Genomic DNA, 15697 nt, shown 5'->3' on the forward strand with positions numbered 1-15697 from the left:
GATGACCTCCTCGCCCCTCGCGAACCGGTAGGCGTCCTCGGGTGTCAGCGTGCACCCGACCATGCCGGCGTCGGTCGAGTACGACGTGTGCAGGTGGGTGTCCCCGTAGAACACCTGGTTGGGCCAGTCCTGGCCGGGGTAGGGCGAGTAGTTGATCTCGCGGTTGAGCGCTTCGGGCGGCGGCGCGTCCTGCGCCACGGCGCACGGCGCTCCCAGCACGACTCCGCAAAACATCAAAACGAGCGTTCGCCGGATGTCCATCACGACTCCTCTCCATGGGGGTTTTCCGCCGCTGCGCCGCGGAAACCCTCGGGTTTGCATGACTATTTCAGTTCGTATCGCCTCAAACATCGTTTTTCTTTCTTCTGCTGCTCGACCTTCGTGTCGATGTCCTTCTGGGTGTTGTCGAGCGCGTCTTTTCGGTTGATTCGCGGTATCCTAACATATCCTCGCGACGCCATGCAATGAGCGAACGAGCACGAACCGACGAGTGAGACGTGGACATCCGGCGTGTCTCCGCCGCAGACGGACACGCACAGGATCCCCGGACCGCGGTGCTGATCGAAGAACGAAGAACAAAGATCCCAACCACCCCGAAGGCGTTTCGTCATGGCTGGGCGGGTGAGTGATCTTCGTTTTTCGGCTCTTGGTTCCGGTCCGATTGCACCCGGGACGGCCACTCCACAATGCTGCCAACCCGAGCGAGCGGGGTGCTCCCTGCTCCCCTCTCACGGCCTACGGCTTACGGCTCACGGTCTTACGGCGTATACCAGATCGGCGAGGTGTAGGCGCGGTCCTGGACCGTGAGCCTGGTGCCCTCGGGCATGGTGATGCCGTAGAACTTCTGGTCGTAGGCGGTCCAGCGCGGCTTCGGGATCTCGATGACGCGAACGTAGTAGAACGCTCGCTCAGAGGGATCGAAGGTCGGATCCTCCCAGTAGGCGCCGAGAAGAGCATCGCCGATCGTGTTCGTGAAGCTCGCATTGGCGACGTCCACGGTGTTCCCCACAGGCGTCGTGCACCGTCCGTCCGGCCCGATTTCGCGGCCGTCGGAGACCGCGACGTCGAAGATCCGTTCGTGAACCTCACCGGCTGCGTCGATCCAACCCTTGATGACCTGGATGCGGTCGAGATTGGCGCCATCCGGGTCGCGCATGGCTCGGATCAAGAAGCGAGGCTTCGTGCCGACCGGGGCGGCCGAGAGGTCGCCGCCCATCGGGACCCCGCGCGCGTAACCCTGCGCCGCGAAGTCAGGCAGGCTGATTTCTTCCGGCTCGAAGTCCCAGCCCGCAAAGACTCGGACGACCATCCGGCCGCCGGTGGTGCCGTAGACCTCACGACGCTTGAATGCGTCCCAGATCGACTCGCGAGAATTCTCGCGTGCCCAGACGGCCGCGAGCCCCGACGCCCCGAGATCGACGGCCTGGATGGAGAGCGAGTCGTCCACCAGCGACTTGATGAGCACGTCCTTGTAACGCTCGGCGCTGGGTTCGACGATGTTGGCCTTGCCCCACCAGTTCTCCTCCTCGGTCGAGGCGAGACCGCCGTGGGCATCGGTGGAACCGATCATGCCGAATTTGAACGGGTTCGTTCCGAGCGTCGCCTCATATGCGAGGCCGCGCTTGAGGGCCTCACGGGAGTACTCGTACTGCAGCATGTCGCGGGTCTTGGCCGCGGAACCGGACAGGTTGCCCTTGTCGATGAGTTCGAAATCGGCAAATCCGTCGTCGGGCGAAAGGAAGGGGTGTGCCTCGCCCGTGCCTTTCGGCTGGGTGACCTCCACGACTGGCTCCCACTCGGCGCGACGGCGTGCGTACTCGGCGTCGAGCGGTCGCTTCGTCTTGACCGTCACGTCCGCAAACATGAGTCCGTTGGAGAGGTTGCCGTTGTGCGGGATCGCGAGGACCCGGCCGCCTGTCGTCTCCTCGAGGTTCTCCATCCAGCGCCAGAGGTCCTCGGGGTCCTCGGAGTCGTACAAGGAGAACGGCACCACCTGCTTGGCCACGTCGGCGCCGTCTCGAAACAGGACGTTGCGGTGCAGGTTGTTTCCGCCCGGCGCCGAGGTCCATTCGAACCCGATGAGGGCGGTGAAGGCTCCGGGCTGGTTGTTGCGCTCGGCTGCCTCGATGATCTCGTACCATGCGCCGCGAACCATGTCCTCGTTCGGCATCGGGTCCTTGCCGGTGTTCATTGCGGCGACCCACTCGATGAAGGCGTCGTAGCCCTCACCGTTCTTGACCATGTCATGCCAGAGCTTGCCCTGCGGGTTGGCCAGTACCGTGGGGTCGTCCTTCTCGATGAAGGGCGCCAGCCCGAGGTTTTCGGCGTGGTCGGCGATGACGAGGAAGTCGAGCGGGCGCTTGAGCTGTGCCTTCTGGCCCGTCGACGTCATCACCATCTCGCCTTTGGCGAAGCGGTAGGCGTCCTCTGGGCCGACCGTGTTGCCCGCCATCCCGGCGTCGGTCGAATACGACGTATGGAGGTGAGTATCGCCCCAGAAGACCCGGAGCGGGAAATGTCGGCCGACGTAGGGCGAGTAGTTGTGCTCCACCTTGTCGGCGAACTCGGGACTGGCGCCGATGTCTTGCGAGAACACGGCTCCAGAGGAGACGATCAACCCAACCGCCATGGTGACGACCCACAGGTGCTTCATTCCGACTCGTCGCATGGCTGCTTCCTCCGCTGTTTGACTGCCCCATGCTGGTTTTCGGCCGAGATCTTCACGAGGTCCGTGAGCGTGATTCAAGCGTCGATCATGAGTGGTCCGAAAAGCGTCGACCTTGAGAATGCCCCGCGGCGGTACATCGTTAGCCGATCGACGCCCGCGTCGCCCAGCTTCTACCGCTTTCCTGCCGGAGTGCTTCGCGATGCCTTGCACGACTCCCATCCTCATGACTCCTTTTCTGCTCACTGCACGCTCTTGTTGATGAACTCGTCGACCACGTTGGACATGTCGAAGCTCTTGCCGCCCTGCACCGGTGGGTACTCGGCCAGCGACTGCAGGTGCGCTGCCATCAGCTCGCCCATCGGCTGGATCAGCCACGACACCTTCTGCATCAGGTGACCGTAGGCGTCCGGCGAGTCATAGCTTTCGTAGGGATCCATCCGGATGTTGAAGACCAGCGGAACAGTGCGCGGAATGACGTTTGCGTAATAGTCCTCTTTGGTCGAGAAGTGGAACTTCCACGGGCCCATGCGCACGGCGGTCAGCTTGCTCTCGTAGTAGTGAAAGATGTGGTTGCGGCTGGAGTGGTCCGATGCGCCCATCCAGTAGTCCAGGTTGTTGACTCCGTCGATGTACTGCTTCTTGCTCTCCATCACTTTGGCCGCCACGTCGGGCTCACCCGCCGCCGCCGCGAGGGTGGTGAATGCGTCCTGGTGGGCCTGGATGCCGTTCAATACCTGGCCTGCCGGGATCTTGCCCGGCCAGCGAGCCATCATCGGTACCCGCACGCCGCCCTCGTAGGTGGTCATCTTCTCGCCCCGGAACGGGGTGGTGCCCCCGTGCGGCCAGGATGAGTGTTCAGGCCCGTTGTCGGTCGAGTACACGACGATGGTGTTGTCGGCGAGGCCGTTGGCTTCGAGCCAGTCGAGCACTTTCCCGACGTCCCGATCGTGCTGGAGCATCCCGGCGCCGTAGTAGTCAGCCTCACTGGTGTAGCCCTCGACTGCCTGCAGCCACTCATCGCCGATGCGGGTGTAGAGATGCATGCGGCTTGTGTTCGCCCAGACGAAGAACGGCTCGCCGGCGTCCTTCGCCCTCTGCATGAAGTCGATCGCCTTCGGGAACATCTCCTCACCGTCGAAGTTCTTCATTCTCTCCTGGGTCAGCGGGCCGGTGTCGGTGCACTCCTGCTTGCCAACGCGACCGAATCGCGGGTCCTCGGTCGAGTCATCATTGTCGGTTGCGTAGCAGTGCAGCACGCCGCGGGTGCCGAACTTCTTTTCGTACTCGTGCAGGCTCCCGGAGTATGCCTCGCCGAAGTTCTGGTAGTCGCGCTGTTCGGCTTCCTCCTGCGTGTTGAGGTGGTAAAGGTTGCCGAAGAACTCGTCAAACCCGTGCACCGTCGGCAGGTGAGAGTTCCGGTCGCCGAGGTGGTTCTTGCCGAACTGGCCGGTGCGGTAGCCGAGGTCCTTCATCACCTCCGCCAGCGACGGCGATTCGGCCATCAGCCCGAGCGCGTCGCCCGGCTGGCCGACGGTCGTCATCCCCGACCGGATCGGGTACTGGCCGGTGATGAACGCGGCCCGACCCGCCGTGCAGCTCGGTTGGGCATAGTGATCGGTGAATCGGGCGCCTTCGTTGCCGATGCGATCGATATTGGGCGTCGTGTAGCCCATTTTCCCGCCTTCATAGGCACTCAGATTCGACCAGCCGATGTCGTCACCCCAGATAACGAGTATGTTCGGTCTATCCTGTGCCGTCACGGTGCCGGTCGCGGCCGCCATCACCAGCATTGCGATGCAGATGATCCATGTGTGTCGAGTCACTCCCGGTGTCATGGTTCGATTCCTTCCTGAATCGTTTTGATTCTCCGTATCAGTTGGTGATTACGGATTTTACATATGCAGGGGAACGGCGTCAATTGTCAATAATGACATCGAAGAGGTCGGAAGGCTCAGCGGACAGCGACCGCGACAGGAGTCAGGAACAGCACCAGGGTTCAGTTTCAGCGGCAGTTCGTCTGAGTGCCGGTGCTGTTTTCTGACCCTGATCCCTGCCCCTGTCGACTGACGCTGGCTGCTGTCGCTGCCTACCGTCGCTGTTCCTGATTGCTGCCACTTAATATCAAAGGCCCCGCCGCGAGCGTATCAACCGCCTCGATCGCCAGATCTCGTCCGCTGGTCGCGAAAACGAGCCAACGCGAAAGGTGGTACCCCGGAACGCATTCAACCGGTATCGAGGTACAGCCGCATCAGCGGCCGATCATGGCGGCGACGAGCGACCTCGCGGAAATCGGCGCGGTGAAACATCGAAGCCGCGCCGTGATACATCGAAATCGGTCGGCGTCTTTCACCCGCATCGACCGGGCATGCGTCCAGGACCCGGGCGCCATTCTCGCGCGCCCAGTCGATCGCGCCGTCAAGAAGCGCCGTCGCAATGCCTTCTCGACGATTGCCCGCACGCACGGCAAAGCAGGATATGCTCCACACGCCGGGGTCGTCTGCTGGCGCGTCCGGCGTCGGCGCCGTGAGGCGCCTTGGGCCGTTCCAGTTGGGAACGTCCGTCCGCGGCCCGACCTGTACCCAGCCAACCGGTTCGCCGTCCCGGTAGGCGATGAGTCCGGGCGGAGGGCCCGTTTCGACGCGGACACGGAACAGCTCCCGGTTCGTCTCACCCAATGATCGCTCGAACTCCTGATGTGGCAATCGCCAGTACATGCACCAGCATTGGCTGCAGACCCCGCGCCCGCTACCGAACACCGCCACGACATCTTCCCAACGTTCCGGTGTGAGCGGTCTGATGTCGATGCCACTCGCCATGTCCGACATGGTACCCGCGAATACAGATGTGTAAAGCGTGATCCGTGGCAATCAGGCATCCATCCAATGGTGCAGATGATTCGATACCAGCCTTCATCGGTGGCACCCTGGAATGTCGACCGACGAGGCAGGCACAAACGGAAATTCTGAGTCCCCAAAACCCGGCACCCAAGCCGGACCGCACCGACGTTCTGCCTACGGCAACACGATGGCGTGCGCCTCGCGGGTGAAGAACGCCTTGCACTCCTCCCAGTCGAGGGGCTCCAGCATCCTCGGCATCGGCTCCCGCTCGGCGTCCTCGAAATACGTCAGGCTCTTGAGCACGTGGTAGCTGTTGACCCGGCCCTCTCCGTACTTCCTGGGCAGCCACTCGAAGCACCGCTCGAGCGAGAGGCCGCCGCGCAGGATCGTGTAGAGATCGACGAAGTCCTTGCGGCTGCCTCGGCTCGAGATGGCGGCGAGCTTCATCAGCGCAATGTCGCGCACGTCCGCGACCTCGAAGAACCGGTACCCCCGGGCGTCGAAGAGGAACGGATCCGCCAACGAGAAGAACGACAATTTGACACCCTCGAGGAGCACCGTCAGCGTGTCCCGATCTTCCTGCAGGGTTTCGGTTGGGCCAGCCTCCCGCAGGACGCCGTAGAGCCGACCGACGTCGAACGGCTCGAGCCGAAAGAAGTGGAAGTCCTCCGAAATGCGGTGCCCGACCTGCAGCGCCAGCCCGGTACCGCCGGCCAGGGTCCAGCCGTCGAGCTCGGGATCGGTCAGGCCCTCGAAGATCTCCAGAAGCTCGCGGCTTCCCTGCGGAAGGACCCGTTCGTGCATGCCATCCCCTCTCGTTCGAGGATGTTCTGCCAGAACACCCTCGTCTTCTCACTTTCGAACCGTGCTCCGCAGACGTGTGCCAGAAAGGTCTCTCTGCCCATGAGCCGGATCAGCAGCCTCACATCTTCCAAACTCCCGTACTCCAGCACCCTGCCGACCACCCACATCGGATGCTCCTTCAGGTGCCGGGCCGTCAGCTCTTGGTCCCAGAACAGGCGCCCCAGCCTTTCCACGGATTCCGATGCCTTCACCCGTTCCGACGGTTTCTCCTGCGGCTCCAACCTGACCACCAGCCTGCAGCCGAGCGCGGTCGCCAGCTTGCGCAGGGTGTAGACCTCGAAGCGGCTCCACCCCTTCTCATAGCGGGAGAGGGTCGCCGGCGAGGTATCGGCACGCCTTGCAAGCTGCGCCAGCGACCAGCCCAACTCCCTGCGGCGGCCGGCAAGCTGCGTCGAGATCTCCCAAGGATCATCCATATCATTATCATATATGATAATGAACTGAAGATCCAGAACACAAAAGCCCGGCCACGCACGGCGGGGCCTGAAAGTCGATGATCAGGATGGAGGTCAGCCCTTGGTGTGCCGCCGGCCAAGCGCCTCGATGAGGAAGGGCAGATCATCCAGATCCTTCGGCCTTCCCGAGGCCTCCTTGTTTCGGATGAGCTCCTCGAGGCCGATGTAGCTGAATTCCACACTCAATGACTCGGTCCGGAACAGGACCCGCGCTCGACCGCTCCACGCAGAATCGAAATCCACCCCATCGATGTGGTTGAGGAGGTCGATCCGATTGGGGGGCACTCCGAACTGAAATATCACTCCCTGTTTCTCGAGCTCGGACGGGTGCTTCAGGCTCGGGATCACACCCTGCCAGAAATCCTCGAGCGCCTCGAACAAGCGGTTCGCGTTCTCGGGCGAGCGGTCGTAGAAAATGTCGATGTCGCCGGTCACGCGGATATGTCCATAATAGATGACGGCTTCGCCGCCTACCACAACTGCTCTCACCTCGTAGATCTGAAGGAGTCTGAGGAACTCCTGAATATCAGGAGAAAACGCCGACGCGTCTATTTGTTCCGGTGGCATTCGCGAACGTCTTTATTTGGTTCGGGGTACACCCGGTTTCGCAGCTCGCGCGCAGCGCGTATTCGTTCCTCGGCCGACATCGACGCCTGCTGCTGGATATCCCACACAGCAGCTTCTTCAAATGAGAAAGCCTTGTTCGCAACTCTTTCCATACAAATATTTTAGTCGAAACAAGGTGATTCATCAAGAGAGGACTTCGGCGGTCTCAGCCTGCGAATCCTTTGCCTGTTGACACATCAAAGGGCGCGAACTCGATCCGCCCCAGGCATTTCTACAAACCACCTGAAAGCACCGCCGCGAACGGCGGGGCTTGCGATGACTCACCAGATCGAAATCTACGGCGTATACCAGATCGGCGAGGTGTAGGCGCGCTCTTGATGAACGGTCTCGGCGCCCTCGGGAATCTCGACTCCGAACCGGAATGCGTCGTAGACAACCCAGCGGGGCGTCGGGATCTCGATTACCCGAGCATAGTAGAAGGCGCTCTCCGACGGATCGAAGTCCGGGTCGGTCCAGACCGCACCGAGCTCGGAGGCGCCGATGGTGTTGGTCCAGTTCGCCGCCGCGATGTCCACCGTGTTGCCGACAGGCTCGCGACAACGGCCGTCCGCGCCGATCTCACGGTCACCGGACAGGGCGACGTCGTACACCTTCTCGTGGGTCTCTCCTTTGCCGTCCAGCCAGCCCTTGACGATCTGGACGCGGTCGAGGTTGGCGCCTATCGGATCGCGTAGCGCGTACACCATGAAGGTGGGCTTCTTCCCGCTGCCCTGGAGGTCGCCGCCCATCGGCACACCCTTTTCGTAGCCGCGGAACGCGGGCTGTCGGCTGTTCAGGTCCTGATCGGTGAAGTCCCAGCCGCCGAAGAACCGCACCAACATGCGCGGGCCGGTGGTGGCGTAGACCTCGCGACGGGCCATGGCGTCCCAGATCGCCTCGCGGGTGTTTTCCTCCGCCCACACGCCGGTGAAGCCGGAGGCAACCAGCTCATAGCCCTGAACCACGCCGTGCTCGGTCTCGGAGAACGGGTGCGCCATGCGGCTCGGTGACGGCTCCGCGTTGGTCGCCTTGCCGAAGAAGTTCTCCTCCTCGACGGCGGGCAGGGCGGTGTGGCTGTCGGTCGAGCCGACCAGGCCGAACTTGTAGGGGTTGGTTCCGAGTCGTTTCTCGAGCAGAAGCCCGTTCTTCAACGCCTCGCGCGCGTACTCGTACTGCAGCATCTGCTCGGTCTTGGCCTCTGACAGATCGAGGTTTCCGGCGTCCCAGGTCTCGTAATCGGCGAACTCGTCGTCGGGCGACAAGACCGGATGGGCCTCGCCGTCGCCCTTGATCTGGGTGACCTCGTACATCGGCTCCCAGCGCGCCCGCGATTCGACGTAGAGGCGGTCGAGCTTGCGGCCGGTGTACTGGGCGTCGACCGGAAACATGATGCCGTTCGACAGGTTGCCGTTGTGGGCGAGCGCAAGTGCCGACCCGCCGGTGGTTCTTTCGTAGTTCTCGAGATACTTGTAGAGATCGAGTGGATCGGTCGAACCCACCGGTGCCTGGGTCGTGTACGGCACGACCCGCCCCGCCTTGTCGGCGCCTTCTCGGAAGATCACGTTGCGGTGCAGGTTGTCCCCCACGACGAGCGAGGTCCACTCGAAGCCGATGAACGCCGTGAAGCGTCCGGGCTCGTTGAATCGCTCGGCCGCGTCGACCACCTTCTCCCAAATCGACGCGTAGGTCTTGCCACCCGGCGAGTACTCGGCCATCATCTGCGGATCGATCTCACCCTGTGAAAAGGTTCCGATCAGATTCAACGCCGCATCCGCCGACTCTTCGCCGCCGGCTTGAAGACCCTCGTACCAGGGCTTGGCCTGGTCGTACTTGAGGATTTCGGGATCACCCGCGGCGAGATCATTGAAGAAGCCCATGCCGTCGGAGTGGTCGGCGATCACCAGCCAATCGAGTGGTCGACCGAGCCGGACTGGCTGACCGCTCGATGCCATCACCTCCTCGCCGCGGGCGAAGCGGTAGGCCTCATCGAGACCGAGCCGACAGCCGAAGAGACCGGCATCCATCGAAAGCCCGGTGTGGAGGTGGGTGTCGCCCCAGAACACGCGATCGGGGAAGCTGCGCTGGGCATAGGGCGAGTAGGCCTTACCGGGGTAGAGGTCCGACAGAGATTCCTTGGACGGTGCGATCTGGCCCGAGGCCAGCGCAGGGGCCAAAATCATCGCCACGGCGATCAGCAGTGGAATTCTACGCATCGTTGTGCTCCTTTTCTGTCAGGGTGTGTGCTTCCAAGCGTCCGCCGCGGAGCCCGCAACGGCCGCCACCGTTAATAAGACATTCGATGCTTTGCCTTGGTCCATTTGCCTTTAGACACTTCTCATCCAATGATGCAACAGACGGATCACAGGTGGTGATAACCGCTCGCCCCGGATTCAAGACCTCTAACGGCCCGGGGAGGACCTGACCACCCTGTGATAATGAGTCCCAACAGCGGGGAGTATCACAGAAACAACCGACATTCGTCAACACTGATAGGCGAGCATCATGAAGATTTCGTGAAGGGGCTTCGCGTCGCCCGATCGTGAGACGCTGATCAGAGGAGCCCGATCACCGAGCCTCCGTAGCGGCTCACGGCCGCGGTCAGGGCGGCCGCGACGAGGATGCTGACGGCGATCACGATCAGCACCTCGGCGGCGAGGACCGCCCGCAGGCGACCGCCCGAGGCGCCGATCTTGCGCATGGTGTCGATCTCCCGCCGCCTGAGCCGAACCGACAGCGCGAAGACCAGCACCGCGGTGGCGATGGTCGCAACGCCCAAACCGAGGCTGACCGCGAAGACCGCGTCCCGGACCGAGAACATGGTTTCCACCAGGTCGTCCACCACCTCTCGCGGCACCACCATCTGCACGTCGCCACCGGGCTCTTCGAATCGTCCGCGAAGCAGGACTCCCGACTTGCGGTCGCGCGGCACGACGACGATCGCGTCCATCGGGAAGTTGTCGGGAGCGCCGTGGAAGTGGAACGAATCGATGTTGTCGGGTGTGATCTCCGTGTAGGAGAGAACCGACGCGTTGGCCACCACGTTGTCGCCTTCCACCGCGAGCACGCCGCTCTCGGCCCCGGGGGCGGTGACGTCGGTGTGGCCGTGCGCGAGCCCGGCGATGACCCACGCGGTCTTGAGATCGAGGAAGACGGCATCGTCGTCGGAGGTCTCGCTCGGCTCCAGGATCCCGACCACCGCCATCTTGAGCGGGAAGCTGCCCGCCACGTCGAACGCCCCGGCCGGAGAGGAGAGCACGTGTCCCCCGACCTCCGCGCCCAGCTCCCGCGCCGCTGTCGAGCCGAGCACGCACTCGCCGAGGACGGCGAACGGCCGGCCGGACCGGTACTCGAGGCTCCGGAACTCGAGGTACTCGAGGGTCGTGCCGACGATGCGGTGGCCTCGGACGTTGTAGCGCAGGTGGAGCGGAATGGCGCCCCCCAAGCCGGTTTCGGCCACCTTCGCCACCTCGCGGTAGGTCATGGGTTCGAGGGTCGGCTCGCGGAAGTACAGCGCGGCCAGTGTGAGGTCGACAGCGCTTCCCGGAGCGCCCACCAGGAGGGGCGTCGAGTCGGCGCGGGCGGTCAGCGTCTTCGCACCCTCGCGCACCACGACCTGCAGCGCCGCAGGCAGGAAGAGGATGAGGCTGATGGAGACCACCAGCACGAGGGTCTTGCCACGGTTGAACCGCAGATAGCGCCACGCGAGGTAGAGGACGTCTTTCATGACTCTTGGTGCTCGTCGTCCGATCCTGGATGTTGGATGCTGGATCCTGGATGCTCGATGCTGGATGCTGGATGCTGGATGTCAATTGTTGGATGTTGGATGTTGGATATTGGGTCTTCGTCGCTCGATGGATGCTGGATGCTGGATGCTGGATGCTGGATGCTGGATGCTGGATGCTGGATGTCGGAGGGATGATTGTCGTCACTCGAGGTGGTATTTGAATCGCTCCCGGCACCATATGGCGGCAAGTCTTCGCTTACGGATCGGTGTTCGCGCTCGACCGACGTGATGAGGTTGTTGAGTTTCTTCCCGAGCTCCTCGAGGCCAGTCACCAAGGTCGCGTAGACCTGCTCGTCATCGAGTGATCCGGTCTCGTGCAACACCCCGAGGTGGTCTCTGGTCTCGTCACAGGAAGAAAGGGCATACGTCAGAAAGCGTATGAATTCTCGTTTATATCTTCTGCGCCCATAACCCTCGACGATATTCGATCGTACGGACTTGATCGACCTGCGAATTTGCGATCCCTCCTCGTACATTTCGAAATGTGGGAGTGATTGAATCGTCATAGTGTGAATCTCGGACGTCAATCGTCTCGCGAGCTGCCATACATCGAGATTCCTGTAACTCATGCCGCGAACACCTGATCATCCCGGCCGCCAACATGCCCTTGTTTCGAAGAGTCCAGGTTGAGCCGAGCCATCGGGCGGGCGGGTGGATCCAGCATCCAGCATCCAGCATCTAGCATCTAGCATCCAGCATCACTGCCCCCCTTCGCCATTCGTGTTCATCTGTACGATCTGTGGGCTTTCCGGAGCGGCTTGCAGCTCGGTGACGTCGACGGCCCGATCGAAGCGAGGGAGAATTTCATGATCGTGGGTGACGACCACCACCGGGGCGTTGTTCTCCCTTCCGTAGCGCAGAAGGGCATCAATCACGTGATCGCGATTGGCCGGATCGAGGTTGCCGGTGGGCTCATCGCCCAGGATCACCGCCGGCTGCGTGACCAGCGCCCGGCACAGGGCCACCCGTTGCCGCTCCCCCTGCGAAAGCTGCCCTGGGAATCGGCCCGCCATCTCGCCGAGACCCACGTCCTCCACCAACGCCTGCGCCCGCGCACGAACCTCGTCATCACATTCGAGCAGAGGCGTCAATCGGTACGGCAGGACGACGTTGTCCATTACGTCGAGGTATTCCAGCAGCTCGAACTCCTGAAACACCAGGCCCATCTTCAGCGCCCGCAGGTCCTGACGATCCTGGAGGTCGAGTGAGGTGACCTCGAAGCCGGCCACCTCGATCGAGCCGTGCGAGGCCTCGAGGATTCCGGCCAGCAGATTGACGAGAGTGGTCTTGCCGCACCCGCTCGGTCCGGTCAGGGCCACGCACTCACCGGCATCCACCCGCACCCGGGGCACCTGCAGCCGGAACCCTCCCTCCGGATATCTGAATTCGAGGTTCCGTACGTCGATCATGTCGGCTTCCAGGGTACGACGGCCCGGTCCTCGCTGTGCAGCTCGACGCCGGAGATCTTCCACTGCCCATCCTCCGGGCGCAGCGTCAGCACGCCGTTGTAGATGTTTTGCCGATGGTGGACGTGCTGGAGATGCCGCACGCGCGCGATCACCTCCCAACGGCAGTCGTACGAGAAGCCCTCCTCCGCGTCCGACCCGGCCAGCGGCTCACCGATATCGAGGACGCTGACATCGCGAACCGTGACCTCGGTGCCCTTGCGTGTCCCGGCGGTGAGCCGTCGGCGGCTGTCGAGGAAGATATCGTCCACCAGATCGCCGGTCACGCTCTCCGAGAGGGTGTCGTACAGACGGTTCTCGTCCGCGATGTTGAACGCGTGGTAGGTCTCGGAGAGAACCCGCGACGCCACCAGACGGGCGCTTTCGCCGCGCGGCGCGTCGGGTTCGAACAAGGGGTTCTTGAAGGTCGCCGTGCCGTAGGGAAGTAAAAGGAAGGCCGCGCCCAGGAGCAGCCAGTGCAGACTGCTCCTTCGGTTCTCCATTCCCAGCTCACGCGCCACACGCCGGCGCCTCGGCCACACCAGCAGGGCGAGAACGGCCAGCGCGAGAGCCAGCAACGGCAGGCGGAGGAGTCCGAGCGCGGCCTCGGTGGCGACCTCCGTGTCGAACCACGTCCGATACTCCGCGAGGCGCCATGCAACTGCGAGGGATGCAACCGCCGCGCCCGCCAGCCGCACCGCCCTCGGGAGGTCTCCCGCCCGCAGGTCGCGCGCCACGACGAGGCTCGCATACAGCACGCAGGTGGCGACGAGCACCGCGCCGCCGGTCAGTGCGGTCGACCTCGACATGTTCTCGACCAGAATCTGGGCCGTCGACCAGGCGTGGACCGGCACCGCAACCGCCGACACCGCGATCACCCAGCGCGTCGACAACGTCCTTTTCGAGGCAAGGGCGGCTCCCAGGACGAGAAGGGTTCCCACGACCACCAGGTCCCCGAACGGCAGTGGAACATGGTTCAGGCCGAGGCCGGCTCCGACCGACGCCAGGGCCACGAACGCGGGAACGACGCGGGCTCCGCGCCAACCGGCTATGCGGGCCGTCGGTCCGAGCACGGCGGCCAGGAGCATCAGTTCGAGGATCTCTCTCGGTCCGCCTCGCACCGACAGGGTCAGCCCCACAAGCTCTACCAGCAGCATACCGATCGCCAGCGATCCGACCACATACCCGAAGATGCGGCTGGCGGCATCCTGCCGACTGTTCCCACCAGCCGTTCCGATGACCGCCCGCAGCTCGCAGGCCGCGGCCGCCATGAGCAGCGTCGCCGCTGCGGCGCCGGCCGCAAACAGGATCAGCGCCAGCAGCTGCTCTCGATTCGACAGGCCCTCGGTGGGAAGCGCCTCTGGGTTCGCGGCGCCGAACAGCATGCCGAGGAAGAAGGCGACCGCCCAGGGTGGCTGCAGCCAGTCCTTCGCGCCCTCACCAGCCCCGGCGAGCCGGATGACCGGAACCGCGATCGTCGCCCACGTGAACGCGTCGCGAATCAGCGGCGTCACCTCCAGCCACCCGTGGCCGCCCGCCCACTGCGAGGCGAGATGTCCAACCGCGAAGGCGCCTGCTGCAGCCGCCAGAGTCCTCGGCCTCGCACCGAGCATGGCCGCCACAGCGAAAAGGAGCCAGAGATTGAAATGTCGGATCGTACGGCGCAATCCGCCAACGATAGCCTTCCGGGCCAACCCGAGAAGTGACGGTGGCCCCGGCACCAGAAAACCCGGACGCGACGGGCGCAGGATCTGCGAAAAGGTGCGGCCGTCGAGCATGGTCAGCTTGAAGGCGAGGTCGGTCTGGGTGCCGAGCAGCCCATCGACGAAGATCGCCTCGCCCGCGAGCGAGGCCGGCTCACACTGAACGCTCCAGGTCGAGGTGAATCCGCCACTGCTGACGCCGCGAGCGCGGGGCGTCACATCGCGGCAGGTCGGGGGCAAGATCGGCTCGGCGCGCAGCTTCCGCCCCTCGACAATGGGCAAAGTGAATGAAATGTCGTAGACACCCGGCTCGCGCTCCGTCACGTCGAGCCGCGCAGGGTAGGCGAGGTCCGCCGACACCGGGGCCGCGACCAGCCAGGCCGCCCACAGGAGTGTTGCGGCGAGAACCCAACGCTTCACTCAGTCAACTCCAGGACCTCGCGGGCAGTACCGTCGAGCACCACCTCGTATTTCTGCGCGATCTCCTGATAGAGCTGATCCTTGGCCGAGTTTCTCGCCTCGAACTCCATGTCGTTGATGATGCGACCGCTGACCTCGGTCCAATCCGGAACCCGAGAATCCTCGCGCCGCACCACCTTGACCAGGTGGAGACCGTAGCCCGACTGGATCGGTCCCTCCCACTGCCCCGGTTCGAGGGCGACCACCGACGCCGAGAAGTCACCACCGAAGGCTGCGCTGACCTCCTTCTCGGTCTGCATGGCGTAATAGGAATCGAGCATGATGGGGTCGCCCCACGAGGCCAGGGCGTTTGGTTCGGGGTCCTCCGCCCGGAGCCGCGCAAGGATCTCGGTCGCGTATTGTTCGGCGTCCGCACCGCGTCGGTCGGCGCTGACGAACACCTGCGCGAAGCTGACGACCGTCGGCAGTCGATAGCGCTCCTGGCGCAGCGAAAAGTAGGCTTGAATCTCCTCGTCACTCGGCGGTTCCTGCAGAGCTTGCGAGGCGGCGAGAAACTCCATCTTCCGCTGCATGGCGCGGCGCACGACGAGGTCGTCTCGATCGTAGCCTCGGGCGAGCGCCTCCCTGTACAGAATCTCCTGCCGAATGTGCTGTTCGAGAGCCCCTCGCAGCTCGGTCGCAGTCGGCTCGCGCTGCCACGTCCGCATGAAGCTCGCCTTCAGCTGGAGGATGTCGCCGCCGGTGAGGACTACCCTGCGTGCCTCATCGGCGGTTGGCGGCCCCTTGGCGATGAGCAAGGCGGCGGCGACGATCACGCCGAGAGCGATCACGTGAACCGCAGGTTTTTTCAACACTTCGCGCTGCATGAATGGACCTCCTGGCCGCTCATGATACGCGAACCGCTGAGAACAGCGG

14 protein-coding genes are annotated in these 15697 nt (G+C 63.5%); all 14 read right to left on the bottom strand.

The features are described 5' to 3' along the window. The coding region (locus LJE93_00005; GenBank protein ID MCG6947288.1) for a DUF3604 domain-containing protein at positions 1-261 on the bottom strand (261 nt) is incomplete at its 3' end. Between the two features lie 496 nt (positions 262-757). Next, positions 758-2668, bottom strand: coding sequence for a DUF3604 domain-containing protein (locus LJE93_00010; protein MCG6947289.1), 1911 nt, complete (start codon positions 2666-2668; stop codon positions 758-760). Positions 2669-2907: 239 nt separating this feature from the next. Next, positions 2908-4449: an arylsulfatase gene (locus LJE93_00015; protein ID MCG6947290.1), complete on the bottom strand. Its 1542-nt coding sequence runs from the start codon at positions 4447-4449 to the stop codon at positions 2908-2910. 441 nt (positions 4450-4890) lie between these two features. Next, entirely contained in the window at positions 4891-5484 is a 594-nt protein-coding gene (locus LJE93_00020; protein MCG6947291.1) for a GNAT family N-acetyltransferase, read from the bottom strand. A 195-nt stretch (positions 5485-5679) separates the two neighbouring features. Further along, a complete protein-coding gene (locus LJE93_00025) occupies positions 5680-6309 on the bottom strand; it encodes a nucleotidyl transferase AbiEii/AbiGii toxin family protein (GenBank protein ID MCG6947292.1) in 630 nt (209 codons plus the stop codon). Further along, positions 6249-6785, bottom strand: coding sequence for a helix-turn-helix domain-containing protein (locus tag LJE93_00030; protein ID MCG6947293.1), 537 nt, complete (start codon positions 6783-6785; stop codon positions 6249-6251). Before LJE93_00030 ends, LJE93_00025 begins: the two co-directional genes overlap by 61 nt. 93 nt (positions 6786-6878) lie before the next feature. After that, entirely contained in the window at positions 6879-7391 is a 513-nt protein-coding gene (locus tag LJE93_00035; GenBank protein MCG6947294.1) for a nucleotidyltransferase, read from the bottom strand. Further along, positions 7373-7543 (bottom strand): hypothetical protein, encoded by a 171-nt coding sequence (locus tag LJE93_00040; protein MCG6947295.1) that lies wholly within the window; start codon positions 7541-7543, stop codon positions 7373-7375. The genes LJE93_00035 and LJE93_00040 overlap by 19 nt, the downstream gene beginning before the upstream one ends. A 183-nt stretch (positions 7544-7726) precedes the next feature. Beyond that, positions 7727-9643, bottom strand: a complete 1917-nt coding sequence (locus LJE93_00045; protein MCG6947296.1) for a DUF3604 domain-containing protein — start codon at positions 9641-9643, stop codon at positions 7727-7729. A gap of 338 nt (positions 9644-9981) precedes the next feature. After that, positions 9982-11154: a hypothetical protein gene (locus LJE93_00050; GenBank protein MCG6947297.1), complete on the bottom strand. Its 1173-nt coding sequence runs from the start codon at positions 11152-11154 to the stop codon at positions 9982-9984. Further along, positions 11151-11783 (bottom strand): four helix bundle protein, encoded by a 633-nt coding sequence (locus LJE93_00055; protein ID MCG6947298.1) that lies wholly within the window; start codon positions 11781-11783, stop codon positions 11151-11153. The genes LJE93_00050 and LJE93_00055 overlap by 4 nt, the downstream gene beginning before the upstream one ends. Positions 11784-11912: 129 nt before the next feature. Next, on the bottom strand, positions 11913-12623 hold the full coding sequence (locus LJE93_00060; GenBank protein ID MCG6947299.1) for an ABC transporter ATP-binding protein: 711 nt from the start codon (positions 12621-12623) through the stop codon (positions 11913-11915). Next, positions 12620-14782, bottom strand: coding sequence for a HupE/UreJ family protein (locus LJE93_00065; GenBank protein MCG6947300.1), 2163 nt, complete (start codon positions 14780-14782; stop codon positions 12620-12622). The genes LJE93_00060 and LJE93_00065 overlap by 4 nt, the downstream gene beginning before the upstream one ends. After that, positions 14779-15648 carry a peptidyl-prolyl cis-trans isomerase gene (locus tag LJE93_00070; GenBank protein MCG6947301.1) on the bottom strand — a complete coding sequence of 290 codons (870 nt, stop codon included), beginning with the start codon at positions 15646-15648 and terminating at the stop codon, positions 14779-14781. Before LJE93_00070 ends, LJE93_00065 begins: the two co-directional genes overlap by 4 nt. Positions 15649-15697 lie beyond the last annotated feature (49 nt).

Source organism: Acidobacteriota bacterium (assembly GCA_022340665.1).
Taxonomy (GTDB): domain Bacteria; phylum Acidobacteriota; class Thermoanaerobaculia; order Thermoanaerobaculales; family Sulfomarinibacteraceae; genus Sulfomarinibacter.

What these genes read in the sequence shown, in the direction of transcription:
- LJE93_00030 (MCG6947293.1), bottom strand. Translation starts at nt 6,785, where the DNA reads ATGGATGATCCTTGGGAGATCTCGACGCAGCTTGCCGGCCGCCGCAGG.
- LJE93_00035 (MCG6947294.1), bottom strand. Translation starts at nt 7,391, where the DNA reads ATGCCACCGGAACAAATAGACGCGTCGGCGTTTTCTCCTGATATTCAG.
- LJE93_00040 (MCG6947295.1), bottom strand. Translation starts at nt 7,543, where the DNA reads ATGGAAAGAGTTGCGAACAAGGCTTTCTCATTTGAAGAAGCTGCTGTG.
- LJE93_00060 (MCG6947299.1), bottom strand. Translation starts at nt 12,623, where the DNA reads ATGATCGACGTACGGAACCTCGAATTCAGATATCCGGAGGGAGGGTTC.
- LJE93_00015 (MCG6947290.1), bottom strand. Translation starts at nt 4,449, where the DNA reads ATGGCGGCCGCGACCGGCACCGTGACGGCACAGGATAGACCGAACATA.
- LJE93_00020 (MCG6947291.1), bottom strand. Translation starts at nt 5,484, where the DNA reads ATGGCGAGTGGCATCGACATCAGACCGCTCACACCGGAACGTTGGGAA.
- LJE93_00055 (MCG6947298.1), bottom strand. Translation starts at nt 11,783, where the DNA reads ATGAGTTACAGGAATCTCGATGTATGGCAGCTCGCGAGACGATTGACG.
- LJE93_00010 (MCG6947289.1), bottom strand. Translation starts at nt 2,668, where the DNA reads ATGCGACGAGTCGGAATGAAGCACCTGTGGGTCGTCACCATGGCGGTT.
- LJE93_00070 (MCG6947301.1), bottom strand. Translation starts at nt 15,648, where the DNA reads ATGCAGCGCGAAGTGTTGAAAAAACCTGCGGTTCACGTGATCGCTCTC.
- LJE93_00025 (MCG6947292.1), bottom strand. Translation starts at nt 6,309, where the DNA reads ATGCACGAACGGGTCCTTCCGCAGGGAAGCCGCGAGCTTCTGGAGATC.
- LJE93_00045 (MCG6947296.1), bottom strand. Translation starts at nt 9,643, where the DNA reads ATGCGTAGAATTCCACTGCTGATCGCCGTGGCGATGATTTTGGCCCCT.
- LJE93_00050 (MCG6947297.1), bottom strand. Translation starts at nt 11,154, where the DNA reads ATGAAAGACGTCCTCTACCTCGCGTGGCGCTATCTGCGGTTCAACCGT.